The 13164-nt window shown below is 68.9% G+C and carries 14 protein-coding genes and 1 pseudogene; 8 read left to right on the plus strand and 7 right to left on the minus strand.

The window, feature by feature from the left end; genetic code table 11:
* From ACFWSK_RS08785 to ACFWSK_RS08805, 5 genes are all read right to left on the minus strand, one after another.
* A partial coding sequence (locus ACFWSK_RS08785; protein ID WP_383783160.1) for a transposase occupies positions 1-332 on the minus strand: 332 nt, incomplete at its 3' end.
* Positions 333-392: 60 nt separating this feature from the next.
* Positions 393-779 (minus strand): hypothetical protein, encoded by a 387-nt coding sequence (locus ACFWSK_RS08790; RefSeq protein ID WP_383783161.1) that lies wholly within the window; start codon positions 777-779, stop codon positions 393-395.
* Complete coding sequence (locus ACFWSK_RS08795) at positions 760-2076, minus strand: RHS repeat-associated core domain-containing protein (protein WP_383783162.1); 1317 nt, start codon at positions 2074-2076, stop codon at positions 760-762. The genes ACFWSK_RS08790 and ACFWSK_RS08795 overlap by 20 nt, the downstream gene beginning before the upstream one ends.
* A gap of 430 nt (positions 2077-2506) precedes the next feature.
* Positions 2507-3247, minus strand: coding sequence for an SGNH/GDSL hydrolase family protein (locus ACFWSK_RS08800; protein WP_383783163.1), 741 nt, complete (start codon positions 3245-3247; stop codon positions 2507-2509).
* Positions 3244-4680 carry a DHA2 family efflux MFS transporter permease subunit gene (locus ACFWSK_RS08805; protein ID WP_383783164.1) on the minus strand — a complete coding sequence of 479 codons (1437 nt, stop codon included), beginning with the start codon at positions 4678-4680 and terminating at the stop codon, positions 3244-3246. The genes ACFWSK_RS08800 and ACFWSK_RS08805 overlap by 4 nt, the downstream gene beginning before the upstream one ends.
* 66 nt (positions 4681-4746) lie before the next feature.
* Here ACFWSK_RS08805 and ACFWSK_RS08810 point away from each other — a divergent pair, with 66 nt between their 5' ends.
* The 3 genes and pseudogenes from ACFWSK_RS08810 to ACFWSK_RS08820 all read left to right on the plus strand — a co-directional run bounded on the left by ACFWSK_RS08810 (position 4747) and on the right by ACFWSK_RS08820 (position 6359).
* Positions 4747-5358: a TetR/AcrR family transcriptional regulator gene (locus tag ACFWSK_RS08810; RefSeq protein WP_383783165.1), complete on the plus strand. Its 612-nt coding sequence runs from the start codon at positions 4747-4749 to the stop codon at positions 5356-5358.
* A gap of 359 nt (positions 5359-5717) precedes the next feature.
* Positions 5718-5858 (plus strand): annotated as a pseudogene (locus ACFWSK_RS08815) (LuxR C-terminal-related transcriptional regulator); the annotation flags it as partial.
* A gap of 327 nt (positions 5859-6185) precedes the next feature.
* Complete coding sequence (locus ACFWSK_RS08820; protein WP_383783166.1) at positions 6186-6359, plus strand: hypothetical protein; 174 nt, start codon at positions 6186-6188, stop codon at positions 6357-6359.
* A gap of 309 nt (positions 6360-6668) precedes the next feature.
* Here ACFWSK_RS08820 and ACFWSK_RS08825 read toward each other — a convergent pair whose 3' ends face one another.
* Positions 6669-7061 (minus strand): ATP-binding protein, encoded by a 393-nt coding sequence (locus tag ACFWSK_RS08825; protein ID WP_383783167.1) that lies wholly within the window; start codon positions 7059-7061, stop codon positions 6669-6671.
* 893 nt (positions 7062-7954) lie between these two features.
* Here ACFWSK_RS08825 and ACFWSK_RS08830 point away from each other — a divergent pair.
* The 5 genes from ACFWSK_RS08830 (at position 7955) to ACFWSK_RS08850 (ending at position 11711) form a co-directional block, all read left to right on the plus strand.
* Positions 7955-8290, plus strand: coding sequence for a MerR family transcriptional regulator (locus ACFWSK_RS08830; RefSeq protein WP_383783168.1), 336 nt, complete (start codon positions 7955-7957; stop codon positions 8288-8290).
* A gap of 403 nt (positions 8291-8693) precedes the next feature.
* Positions 8694-8897, plus strand: a complete 204-nt coding sequence (locus ACFWSK_RS08835) for a cold-shock protein (protein WP_056786685.1) — start codon at positions 8694-8696, stop codon at positions 8895-8897.
* A 327-nt stretch (positions 8898-9224) separates the two neighbouring features.
* Positions 9225-10085 carry an alpha/beta fold hydrolase gene (locus tag ACFWSK_RS08840; RefSeq protein WP_383783169.1) on the plus strand — a complete coding sequence of 287 codons (861 nt, stop codon included), beginning with the start codon at positions 9225-9227 and terminating at the stop codon, positions 10083-10085.
* On the plus strand, positions 10085-11356 hold the full coding sequence (locus ACFWSK_RS08845; protein ID WP_383783170.1) for a PP2C family protein-serine/threonine phosphatase: 1272 nt from the start codon (positions 10085-10087) through the stop codon (positions 11354-11356). The genes ACFWSK_RS08840 and ACFWSK_RS08845 overlap by 1 nt, the downstream gene beginning before the upstream one ends.
* Before the next feature lies 1 nt (position 11357).
* Positions 11358-11711, plus strand: a complete 354-nt coding sequence (locus ACFWSK_RS08850) for an STAS domain-containing protein (RefSeq protein ID WP_383783171.1) — start codon at positions 11358-11360, stop codon at positions 11709-11711.
* Positions 11712-11913: 202 nt separating this feature from the next.
* Here the strand turns inward: ACFWSK_RS08850 and ACFWSK_RS08855 are convergent, their stop codons facing one another.
* Positions 11914-13152, minus strand: a complete 1239-nt coding sequence (locus ACFWSK_RS08855) for a PP2C family protein-serine/threonine phosphatase (RefSeq protein WP_383783342.1) — start codon at positions 13150-13152, stop codon at positions 11914-11916.
* Positions 13153-13164 lie beyond the last annotated feature (12 nt).

Genomic DNA, 13164 nt, shown 5'->3' on the forward strand with positions numbered 1-13164 from the left:
TTCGGCCCGGCCGCGGCAAGAGTGTCGATCAGGCGGGAGACCGTCGGGTCGGAGGCCACCGGACCGAACACGGCCGGCTCGGCCCGCAGCATGGCGACATCCGCGAGGCAGTCCCCGCCCAGCGCGACCGCCAAGGCCACGTCCAGCAGGATCTTGCCCGGATCGTGCACCGCCCGAGCCTTCCGCCACGGCGCCAGCCCGGCCGATATCGCGGTGTCCAAACCGGCCTTGCGGACCGTCTCGACCAACAGCACACCCCCGGCCTGCGAGACCACCGCCCGGCCGCCGCCCTCGGTGCGGACACGCGGGTATGACCCGATACTCTTCTTCACCTGAGAAGTGCCTCCGACTGGAGCAGGAACAAGGACCTCGACAATCCTCATTCTTGCTGGTCAGAGGCACTTTTCGCTTACCTGACCACCCGTCGGACGGCCCGCTTCATGAAAGCGTGAGGTTAGCCCTTCGGCGCCCAGGGCCGACGTCTCGGGCTCGACCGCTTGTCGCCTCCAGCCGCTGAGGCCGCCGACCCCGACGAGGGCCACTTGCTGGGTGAGTTCGTCGGCGGCTTCCGCGTACAGGTCGGCGAGTGCGTCGCAGCCTTGTTGGCGGAGCATGTACTCGGCGCGGTAGAGGCGGTAGGCGGGGCGGACGGGGAGGTACTTGTCGAGGAAGGCGCCGGCGCCGCCGTTCTCGCCGGTGAAGGCGTCCTGCGCGTCACCGAGGAACACGAACGGTGACTTGACGACGTCGACGAAGGCGTCACCGAAAATGCCCAGCACGTCGCCGATGCCGTCGACGCTGTCGTTCGGGTCTTCGGGGGTACGGCCGCTCGGGTCGGTCAGGAGGGTGGGTACGTTGTCGGCGTATGCGTACGGGGACACATGGGGGCGAGGTGCTGCGGGTCACCGGGTCTGTGCTGTTGAAGCGGCCGGTGGCGGGGGTGTACTGGCGGGCGTGGAGGTCGAGGTTGCCGGTGGTGGTCTCGTAGCGGGCGCCGGTGTAGGTGGGGGTGCTTGAGGGTGCGCCGGTGGTGACGGTGCCCAGGACGCGGGTGCCGTAGGGGTCGTAGGCCCAGCGCTGGTGGAGGGTGCCGGTGCTGCTGGTGACGTCGAGCGGGGAGCCCTGGGTGTCGTGGTGGTAGTAGAAGACCGCGCCCGTGCCGGTTTTGGTGGCTGCGGGCTGGCCGAGGGGGTCGTAGCGGTAGGACTGCTTGACGGCCCACGCGCTGTCGTACTCGGTGGCGAGGATCGGCAGGGGTGCGTTGGGGTCCCACTGGGTGCGGTTGGTGACCGCGCCGTCTTTCAGCGTGGCGACCTGGTTGCCGCTGGCGTCGTGATCGTAGGTGTAGTTGGTGCCTGCGACGGTGGCGGCGGAGATCTGTCCGGCCAGGTCGTAGATGAAGGTGTTGGCGCCGGCCCTTGTCTGGTTGCCTTCCGCGTCGTATTCGTATGCGGTGGTGGTGGCCCCGGCGGTGGTGGAGGTGAGCTGGTCGGCGTCGTCGTAGGCGTAGCTGGTGGACGTGGCGCCGAGGGTGGAGGTCAGGCGGTTGCCGACCTTGTCGTAGGTGTAGGACGTAGTGCGGGTGGCGGCGCAGCCGGTGACCCAGGGCTGGGGGTAGCAGCCGGAGGTGAGGCGGCCTGCGGTGTCGTACGTCTGGTCGTAGCCTCCGGTGCCGACTCCGGCCCGGGTGACGTCGACGCGGGTGGGCAGGCCGGCCGCCGACAGGGTCAGGGCGGTCTTGGTGACCATCGTGCCCGCCTTGGCGGAGGTGACGGCGGTGACCTGGCCCGCCCGGTCGTAGGTGCGTTCCTCGGTCTCCGTGTTGGGCAGTGCCGTCTTGGTGAGGTTGCCCGCCGGGTCCGAGGTGTAGGTCGTGGTGGCGCCGTCGGCCGTCATCGTGGCGGTGCGGCCGTCGTTGTCGTACGTGTAGCCGATGGTGTTGCCGTCGGAGTACTTACGGGTGAGCATCTGCCCGGCGGCGTCGTAGGTATAGGCGAAGCCCCGGGTCTTGGTGAGGTCGCCGACCGCGTTGTAGACGAAATCCTCGGAGATCTTCGGGTTGGCGCGGGCGGTCATCTGTCCGGCGTCGTCGTAGCCGAGGGTGACGTCGGGCGTGGTGTGGTCACCGAAGTCCGGTTGCCGGCTACGTCGATGACATCTTTCCGATGGCCTCGCACGTGGAGTGCGTGGCGATTCTGGAGCCTGTCGCAAAGGGTGCCTGACCTGCGGTTGGGCGGCCACGGGCAGGTCGCTCGACCTGTTTCCCTCTGTGCAGCCTGCCCTGAGGCCTACTCATCTTTCGCAACCCGACCAGCCGGATCGGGGCCGGGCAATACGAGTACGCCGTGTTGCAGACCGCCGGATGCTGACGGTTTCTGCGACTCCCGCCGCATCCGGAAGCGACTCGGCTACCTCAGCCCCGACCTCAAGGAGGAGTACTACGCCAACCAGGCAACCACCGAACGAACGAACCTGAAGCCCCGTCAACCCCGCACTGATCCGTTGATCAGCCCCTCCCGCAGGTCGGGGGAACTTCATTCTGGATGCGCTGAGCCACGGTGGTTGCGATGGCGGCGAAGGCGACCGCGTGACCGCGGGCGTTGGCATGGATGCGGTCGGTGGAGTAGATGCCTGGGTCGGCGGCGAGCGGGTGGTGGTGGGTGTCGACGTGGATGCCGCCGAGTGCGCGTGCCAGGCCGGCGGTGATGCGGTCGAGCTCGTCGAAGCGGCGGGCCATGCCGTCGGCGTGTTCCGGCGGGACGAGGCCCGACCGGGCGAGGTCGAACAGGCCGATGGTGATGACGAGGGCGCCGCTCTCGGCGAGGGGTGTCAGGAACGAGGTCAGTTCGGCCCGCAGCGTCTCCGGGTCGAAACCGCGGAAGGCGTCGTTGCCGCCTGCGCTCACCATCACTACGTCCGGCTCGAACTCCAGGGCAGGGCCGAGCTGCTGGTCCCGGATCTCGTCGAGAAGCAGGTAAGGCTTGGCCAGGTTGACCGCGGCAAAGCCGGGGCGTGTGGCGGCGAGGGCGTCGGTGAAGCGGTCGGCGAAGGATCGGTCGCGGTAGCCCGGGAGGGGGTCCATAACGCCGGCGGTGACACTGTCGCCCGCCACGGCCAGCCGGTTCCATGGGAGATCGCGGAGCAGTTCGGCGGCGGCGTCCGGGGCCATGCAGTACGGGTCGGACAACTCGGCGGCGGGGTCGGCAGGCAGATCCTGGACGGGGGTCCGGTCCGGCTGAGAGGTCATCGCTGGTCTCCTTCGAGGATTCGGGCGGCGGCCGGGGCATGGTCGGCCGAGGTTGCGGGCTGCGGCAGGGGCGGGGCCGCGATGCGCAGGGCGAGACCGCCGGCGGCGGCGGCCAGGTTGACGGCGGTGGCGAACCAGTACACGGCGGCGTACGGTTCCGCGCCTGTGCCCGAGACCTCCGCGATGATCACGGCCGTGGCGGCGATGCCGAGGCCGCCGCCGACCTGGCGGGCCGCCATGACCATGCCTGTCCCGGCGGCGAAGTGCTGGGGCGCGACGGAGAAGGTGGCTGCGCTGGAGATGCCGACGGTGGCCATGCCGACGCCGGCTCCCATCACCGTCCCGGCCGGGAACCAGAGCGTCCAGAAGTGTGGCTCGGTGTCGATCAGCAGGGCCAGGGCGGCCGTTGAGGCGGCGATGAGGGCCGAGCCCGCCGCCACCATCGTGCGCGGAGTGAGGGCGATGCGGAGCCGTCCGATGCCGATGCCGACCACGGCGGTGACGAGCGCCGCCGGGCTCATCGCGAGGCCGGCCTCCAGGGCGGAGTAGTTCCAGGCGTCGGTCAGGAAGAGCACGCCGAGCAGCATCGAGGTGAACAGTGCGGTGCCGTACGCGAGGGAGACGCCGCTTGCGACGGCGAAGGACCGGCTGCGGAAGAGGTCGAGTCGCAGCGCCGGTCGCCGATGCCGAAGCGCCCGCATCACGGTCGCCACGCCCGAGAGCACGGTGACGCCGGAGGCGGCCAGCACGTACACCGAGGACCAGCCGTGGTCGGAGCCCTGCGTCAGGCCGTACACCGCCGAGCCGACGCAGAGGGCGAGCAGCAGGCCGCCTGCGAGGTCGGGCCCCCGGCCGGTGTGGGACTCGCCGGTCAGCAGCTTCCGTCCGGCGATCAGCACCCAGACGCCCACCGGCAGGTTGAGGCAGAACAGCGCTCGCCAGTCGAGCACTTCGACCATGACGCCGCCGAGGGCGGGTCCCGCGGCAGCGGCCAGGGCGCCCGCAGCGCTCCACATGCCGATCGCGGCGCGCCTGCGTTCGGCGGGGATTTCCGCGAGTACCAGCCCCAGCGAGGCGGGTACCAGCAGAGCCGCCGCCAGGCCCTGGACGGCGCGGGCGCCGAGCAGCACGGGCAGGGTCGGGGCTACGGCGATCAGCAGCGACGACGCCGTGAAGACGGCGACGCCGATCAGGAACAGACGGGCACGGCCGACCGCGTCGGCCAGCGGCCCGGCCGGGGCGAGCAGCGCGGCGAAGGGGATCACATAGGCGGTGGCGACCCAAGAGACGGTGGTCAGCGAGACGCCGAAGTCGTCGGCGATCGGTGGTACCGCCAGGTTGGTCACGGTGGCGTCGAGAAAGCTCAGGAAGGTGCCCGCGCAGGCAAGTAACAGGGCGACGGAGGCTCGACGGGTGGAGGTGGAAGGCGTCATGGCGAGGATTTAAGAGTACGATCGTTCGTACGTCAATGCCGTACGGTCGTTTGCTAAACTGCGGGCATGGCAGGACGTGCATCGGCTCAGGCAGCGCTCGAAACCCGGCGATCGGTACTGTGCGCCGCCGCCGAACTCGCTTCCGCGGAGGGCCTGGACAGCGTCACCATCGGCCGGCTCGCGGACCGGCTGGGGATGAGCAAGGCGGGGGTGATCGGCCAGTTCCGCAGCAAGGAGAAGCTGCAACTGGAGACGGTGGACCTGGTCCTGGAGGACGTCCGCACCCGGGTCTGGCAACCGGTGCGCCACCTCGATGCGGGGCTGCCGCGGCTGTTGGCCGTCTGCGCGTCCTGGGTGCGCTACGCCGTCGATCCCGGCTACTCCGGGGGCTGCCTGCTCACCCAGGTCACATACGACTACGACGGTCGCACCGGCGCTGTGCACGACCGGATCGCCGAGGGCCGCGCCCGCTGGCGGGACACCCTTCGCCGTGACATCGACGCCGCCGTCGCCGCCGGGGATCTCCCGCACCGGACGGACGCGCCCCAGGTCGTCTTCGGGCTGGAGTCCCTGGCTGCCGGCATCACCCCGGCGAGACTTCTTCACGGTGACAACCAGACGGAAGACTGGGCGCTGCGCGGTATGCACGCCATCCTGGGCGTCCCCTCGACGGACTGATCCCTGCGCAGGAGGACTCCTGCCCGCGACCATCCAGATCGCGCCGCCGGCAGCGGTGCTCATCATGGTGGGCGTCTTGATCTCCAGGCTCTGGGCCGTCCGCCGAGCCGCGGAGCAGTAGGCGAAGCTTTCCTTCCGTGACGTTGAAGCAACGGCGTCTTCTGCCCAGGACGACCACTGCTCCTACGCCGGTGACAGCGACCAGCGCGATCAGGGGGCCGCCGACAGCCAGAGCCTTCTGCAGCGAGGTTGCTGCGGCGTAGCCGGCGCCTGCTTCGGCGGTGGCCCACAAGGCGGCGGCCGCGATGCTGTACGGGGCGGTGTGGCGGTAAGGCGAGCGGGTGGCCCCCGCTAGCCACACCAACGCGGACATCGCCACCCACCTGGCCATGCGCGAAAGCACCGTCAAGGCCCACGTCAGCCGCATCCTGGCCACACTGGAAGTCACGAACCGAGTCCAAGCCGCACTTCTTGCCCGCGACGCGGGACTCACGGCATGACAAGCACAGACCGATGAACTGCGTACGCACCTCGTACCGCGACTGCGGATGACCTCGCACGTGGAGTGCGTGGCGATTCTGGAGCCGGCTCAGAAGAGCCTCCGACTTCGGGTTCTTCGCATGGTGTTGGCCTGCCCGGCCTGTTTCCGGACAAGCGACGGGTCGAAGCCAACACCGCCGTCGGGAACACAATGAGTGTGTGGGTATCGCTGCGGCGGAGCTGCTGGAGATCACGGCCGTCGGAGGGGGCGTGGCGCTGCGATGTCCTCGGTTTCCGCTCCGGGGCCAGGGGCAGGCGGACGAGTGAGTGCCTACGAAAGGACCGACATGAGTGCCGGAGAGAAGGCCAGGGCCAAGACCGAGCAGGTTGTCGGGAAGGCCGTGAGGAAGGTGGCCCACGCGGTGGGCAACGAGACCGCCGCAGCCAAGGGAGCCGCACTGGAGGCCCGGGGCAGGGCCCGGGACATCAAGGAGAGGGCGAAGGGCAGCTTCAGGCGCTGACCACGCCACGTCGTGGGCGGAGCCGGTGCGAGGCCCGGGCGGGTTCGTGCGTCCGGCGCTGCGCAGGTGGGCCGGACGCTGCGGCGGCTTGCCCCCGGCACGCATCGCACCGCCGCGCGCGGCGGTGGCCTCCCCGGTACCGGCTGGTGCTCGTCCCTCTGGGCGACGCGACGGTCAGTCGCGGTTACCTGCATGTCGCCATCGACAGGAAGCAGGTCAAGGACGTCCCCTCGACCGGCACGGACGGTGAAACAGCAGTCAAGTCCTGGGGGAGGTCACCCGTCGCGGGCCGACAGCGGCGCCTTGGTGCTACCGGGCGAGAAGGGCGCTCACGGTCTTGCCGCCGGCCGTCCGGCGGGTCACCGCGGTGGCGCGGGCGAGGCGATTGACCATGGGCCAGCCGAAGCCTCCGGTGCCGCCGTTCAGGTCCGGGGTACGCATGCGTGGGGTCTGCGGGCTGGGGTCGTGGACGGCCACCTCGATGCTGTCCGGGTGCGCGGTCAGGTCCAGGGTGCAGGTGCCGCCGCCGTGGCGCAGGGCGTTGGTGACGAGCTCAGAGACGACCAGGACCACGGTCTCAGCCGCCTCGGCTGCGATCGCCGGCTGCGCGAGACGTTCGAGGAAGGCCCGGGCGCTCTCGCGTGCACGGGCGATGGATGCGGCGGAGCGGACGGGTGCCACGTTGACGCTCATCGTGTCCATCAGACCTCCCCGGTCTCCGCGTCGTCGTTGCACGATCCTGTCTGTCCAGTGCTTGTGCCCCGGCCTGCGGCGCGTTAACCGATGGGTATCTTCCGGCTGTAGCTGGGCCGTCGCGCGCCCCCTCCGTGGTCGAGGTCGACTGTCTCTCTGGCCAGCGCACAAAAATCTATGTCGGCCGGAGTAGACATTGAGTGGTGGTGTGGTTATGGTTTCTCTCGTAGCCGAGATTGAGCGAGGCCCGGCAGAGATGAACTGCCGGGCAGTGCAAGACGTAGTTCGCAGGACGGTGCGGTAGTGGAGTTCCGGAGCCATTGTTTTCGCAGGACGGTGACGGGACTGACGGCCGGACCGGGTGGCCCGCAGTGATCAGGGGCCGCCAAGAGTAGTAGCGCAGTTCACGCAGGAGCAGTTCCGTAAGTGCAGTTCGCAGTACCAGCAGTGTGGTTGTCAGTGGTTCCTCGGTAAAGGCGTCGGCTGCGGGCGCGCGTACCGGGAGGTTCGGCAGTGGGGTTCCAAGCCAGAGCAGATGCAGGACGGGCGACGGGGCTGGCTGCCGAAGAGTGGCGCTACGGCAGGCCACCGGGTAGTTCGCATCACCAGCAGTACGAAGCTCCGCTCGGTAAGTGATTGATTCGAGGGAAGAACGGAGGAGTTGAGCGCCATCAGGATCGCCCGGGAGGAAGTCTTGGACCCGGGTACCGCAGGGCATCGATAGTGAGGTGGTCTCCGGTCGAGCAACCGCGATCCCCGCATCCCCGGCAGCGTTCAGGCCGGGTCCGCGGACACAGAGGGCCGGCGCAGTATCAGGGCCGGCAGATGGTGTAGCAGTTCCTTCGGGGCCCTGGTGCCGTACTGGCACCAGGGCCCCTCCACGCGTTCCACAGAGAGGTGCGATGACAGTAAACGACTCGTTCGGCCGTCTCGACGACGACGACTACCCCGCATACACCATGGGCAGGGCCGCCGAAATGCTCGGCACCACCCAGGGCTTCCTCCGCGCCATCGGCGAAGCCCGCCTCATCACCCCGCTCCGCTCCGCGGGCGGCCACCGCCGCTACTCCCGCTACCAGCTGCGCATCGCCGCCCGCGCCCGGGAACTCGTCGACCAGGGCACCCCCATCGAGGCCGCCTGCCGCATCGTCATCCTCGAGGACCAGCTCGAAGAGGCCCAGCGGATCAACGCCGAACACCGCCGGACCGCCGGGCCGTCCGGCCCGCCCGTGTCCTGAGGTGGTGCGCCCGGGTTCCGGTGCTGTGCCGAATCAGGGCTTCGACCTCGTCGAGCAGGACGGCGGCGGCGCTGACGTGTTCGTGAACGGCGATTGTTCCTCCCGGGAAGTTGCGCTCCGGGTGGCTTAATAGCTACGAGCGCGAGGTGAGGGTTCAACGCGCCGCGCCGGGAGCGTTTTTACCGCAACGAGCCGAATGGAATTGTGTAACGCACACCGGCCGCTATGACATGCTACGGTCGATCTCAGTTGCAGTCTTGGTTCCCGAACTTAAAGCGCCTCCAACGGTACTTACAGCCGTTGGGGCGTTTCTGTATTTCCGGTCATTCCGGGAGGGGCATCATCGCGGCGACCCTGCCCGCGCATTGCGGGTCCTGGCGTACTGCCCCGAAGGAGATGTGAAATGGCGTCTGGCACTGTGAAGTGGTTCAACGCGGCAAAGGGATTCGGATTCATCGAGCAGGATGGTGGCGGCGCCGACGTGTTCGCCCACTTCTCGAACATCGCCGCCCAGGGCTTCCGTGAGCTGCTCGAAGGTCAGAAGGTCACCTTCGACATCGCGCCGAGCCAGAAGGGCCCGACGGCGGAGAACATCGTCCCCGCCTGACGCCGACGTGCACTCTGCGGCGGGAGGCACGCATCTCTCGGGGTGCGGGCGCCAGATTTCCCGTAGGGGACTCACGCGTGGGAACAGCATCGCCCGCAGGTGCTATCCAGGGTCGCGGGCCTCCCTCGAAGCAGTGCCCGCCTGAAGTCCTGGATTTCACGTCTGCATGACGCCACCCTTTTCGTTCTTTTCGTCGCCTGCGTCCGTACCGGATTCACTGCAGGCCAGATTTAATTTCGCATTCCATTCGGCTCGTTCTTGAGTTCCCCGCACTGTTCTTGCGCGGCGGGAATTCCTTGATACGTGCCCTGTCGAGGAAGGTTCTCAATGAACCCTGTACCTACGGACGACCACTCCTCCCGCAGTGATGGGGAACTGGTGGGCACGGATATCCGTCGCAGGAACAACATCACCGTCACTGGCCGTGTGGATGGGCCGGTGCTCCTGCTGGCGCACGGGTTCGGCTGCGACCAGAACATGTGGCGCCTGGTGGTCCCCATGCTGGCCGAGGACTTCCGGTTGGTGCTCTTCGACTACGTGGGCTCCGGCCGCTCGGACCCTTCGGCCTGGAGTGAGCAGCGCTACAACTCGTTGGAGGGCTACGCCTCGGATGTGCTGGATGTCTGCGAGGAGCTGGACCTGCGGGATGTGATCTTCGTGGGGCATTCGGTCAGTGCCATGGTCGGGGTTCTCGCGGCGGCCAGGGCGCCCCAGCGGTTCTCCCGCCTGGTGATGGTGGCTCCGTCGCCCCGCTACATCGACGACGACGGGTACCGGGGCGGGTTCAGCGCGGACGATATCGATGAGCTGTTGGAGTCGCTGGAGTCGAACTATCTGGGCTGGTCGGCGGCGATGGCTCCGGTGATCATGGGTAACGCGGACCGGCCTGAATTCGGCCAGGAGCTGACCACCTCGTTCTGCGCGACCGATCCGGACATGGCTCGGGTCTTCGCCCGTGCGACGTTCCTGTCCGACAGCCGCGAAGACCTCAAGACGGTCGCGGTACCGACGCTGGTGCTGGAATGCAAGCAGGACGTGATCGCCCCCCGCGAGGTCGGTGCCTACGTCAACGACGCGATCCCGGGCAGCCGCCTGGTCACGCTGGAGGCGACGGGGCACTGTCCACAACTGAGCGCACCGCAGGCCACCGCGGTGGCGATCACCGAATTCATAAAATACGCCCGCTGATGCGCCGCGGCGATCAATGTCCGGAGGGGGAGCAAGACACGGAAGCCACCGACGTGGCCTTTACTTCCCTGCTGGAGGACAGCGCGGAGGAGCTGTACGAACAGGCGCCCTGCGGCTACCTGTCAACGCTGATGGACGGCACCATCGCGAAGATCAACACCACACTTCTGGAGTGGCTGGGTCTTTCGCGGCGGCAGGTGGTAGGCCGGATGCGGTTCGCCGATCTGCTCACCGTGGGCGGCAAGCTCTACCACGAGACGCACTTCGCCCCCCTGTTGCACATGAACGGCGAGGCCAGCGGCATCGCCCTGGACATCAAAGCCACTGACGGGCAGCGGATGCCCGTGCTCGTCACCTCGAAGGTCAAGACCGGCGACGACGGCGGACCGATGCTCGTCCGCACCACGATCTTCGACGCCCGAGACCGCCGCGCCTACGAGACCGAGCTGCTGCGCGAACGTCAGGCGGCTGAAGAAGCGCGCCGGCAGGCCGAGGCCGACCGCGAACGACTCCAGGAAGCCCTCGCCGTCCTGCAGCAGAGCCTGCTGCCCGCCAAGCTGCCCACGGTTCCGGGCCTGGAAGCCGCCTCCTACTATCACACCGCCTCTCCGGATCTTCTCGGCGGAGACTTCTACGACCTGTTCCCCCTCGACGCGGACCGGTGGGCGTTCTTCCTCGGCGACGTGTGCGGCAAAGGCCCCCAGGCTGCCGCGGTCACCTCACTGACCCGTTACACGCTGCGGGCGGCCGCCCTGCACGACCCGGACCCCGTCACCGTTCTGACCACCCTGAACACCGTGCTGCACGAGCGGTACACCAGCGGCGATACTCGCTACTGCACCGCGATTTTCGGCATCCTGCGCCCCGGGAGCGACCATGTCGGCGTGCACTTGGCCTCCGGCGGCCACCCCTCCGCACTGATCCAGCGTGCCGACGGCACCGCGCACTACCTGCCCACCCCCGGCGGCATGCTCATCGGCGTCCTGCCCCAGGCACAGTTCACACCCGCCCGGACCCAGCTGTTGCCCGGCGACACCCTGCTGCTCTACACCGACGGCCTGACCGAAGCCCGCACCGGGCCCAAGCGCGAGCTCTACGGCGATGAAGCCCTGCGTGCCTTCACCGCCGAACAGTCCGCCACGGGACCCCAGGCCCTCATCACCGCTCTGAGCGGGCTCCTCGCCGGCTTCGGCGACGGACTCGACGACGACACCGCGCTGCTCGCCCTCGGCGTGCCCGCCCCGCTTCCCACCCCGCGAGTGAAGACCTGAGATGCGCCCGCTGACGATCACTGCCCGAGACGCAGCCACCGGTCCCGTACTGGAGATCACCGGTGACCTCGACCATGCGACGGCGCCCAGACTCCGTCAGGCCGTGGACCGCGTCATCCTGGCCAGTGGGCAACTGCTGGTCCTGGACCTGGCCGGCCTGGAATTCTGCGACTCCAGCGGCATCACCGCTCTGCTGGTGGCACGCAACCTGGCTATGGAACAGAGCGGCGACGTGGCCCTGGCCGCAGTCCCCGCCAACACCGCCCGGATCCTGCGTATCGCCGGCCTGGACCGAGTCTTCACCCTTCACCCCGACACGGCAACAGCCACCAACCCCAGCTCCGCTGCCCGCTGATCACCACGACGCGTTCCCTCGCGGCGCTGACGATGCGCTCCGCCGCCGCGGACCGCTTGCTGACGGTTACCTCGCGGGCCCTGCGGCGGAGGTGCGCGCAGACGCCTGGGTGTGGCGGCGGTACTGGCCAGGTGCCGCGCCGTATGCGCGTTCGAAGGCGTTGGCGAAGGGGCGGATCATCCCTACCGGAGCAGTCATCGAGTCATCGCTCAGACGCGGTCCGCCCGGTCCGTGACGGTGCGGAGGCGCCGGCGAGGTCGGCGCCGGTGTCGGCGTCCCGCCGGGATTCGCCGACGCCGTGCCAGTCCAGGCACATGACGGTCGCGTCGTCCTGCAGGTGGCCGTCGTTGGCGTCGACGATCGTCGCGACGAGGGCGCGGGCGGCCTCGCGGGGATGCAGCGCGCGGGTGCGCACGATCAGGTCGGACAGATCGAGGCTGTTGGCGTTGCGCTCCAGCATGCCGTCGGTCAGCATCACCAGCCGGTCGCCCGGCCGCAGGTCGAGCGACTGGACCCGGTAGGTGCGAGGGGCGTGGACGCCGAACGGCATATCGATCTTCGGAGTGACCTCCCGCACCTGTCCGTTCCGCATCAGCAGCGGCCAGGGGTGCCCGGCGTTGATGAACTCGGTCGTGCCGTCGATCAGGCTGATGCGCAGGAGCTGGCCGGTGACGTAACCCCGGCGGCCGTGCTCGCGCACGGCCTGGTCCGCCTGGTGGGCCTGTTCGGCGAGGTCGGCACCGGCCCGCCGTGCCCGGCGCAGGGCGCCGACCAGGAGGGTGGCCAGCAGCGCGGCGCCGACATCGTGCCCCATGGCATCGGTGACGGAAAGCTGGACGGTGTCGCGGTCGATCACGTAGTCGAAGGTGTCACCCCCGACGTGGTCGGCCGGCTCCAGCGCCCCGGCCACCGCGAACTGCGCCGCCTCACACGCCAACGAGGCCGGGAGCAACCGGTGCTGGATCTCCGCGGCCAGGCTCAGCGGGATGGTCCTGCGGCCCCACTGGTACACGTCGGTGAAGGACCGGTTCGCGATGACGATGTACGCCAGGGCGTGCGCGGTCTCGCCGATCTCCCGCATCACCTCCGCGTCCGGCGCCGCGGGCAGGAACAGTTCGAGGAGCCCGATGGCGTCCCCGCGGTTGGTCACCGGGGCGACGATCCGCACCAGCGAGCCCTCGCCCTTGTCCTCCACGCTCGGCCGCTGGGTGCGGATCACGTCGTCGTACAAGGTGCCCCGCAGTATGATGCGCTGGGCGGGTCCCTCCGTATCGATGCTGCCCGCCGCCCCCAGCCGTACGACCGAGCCTCCGGTGAAGTCGGTGATGAGGAACGACACCGACGCCGCCCCGAGGTGCTCCTTGAGCATGCGCGCGACCACGTCGAGCGACTCCACGGGCGCCGCGGTCTCCGCCGCCGCCAGCGTCTTCGCCAAGGTCATCGCGCTGCCCCG

The sequence above is a fragment of the Streptomyces sp. NPDC058620 genome (assembly GCF_042717135.1).
Classification (GTDB): Bacteria; Actinomycetota; Actinomycetes; order Streptomycetales; family Streptomycetaceae; genus Streptomyces.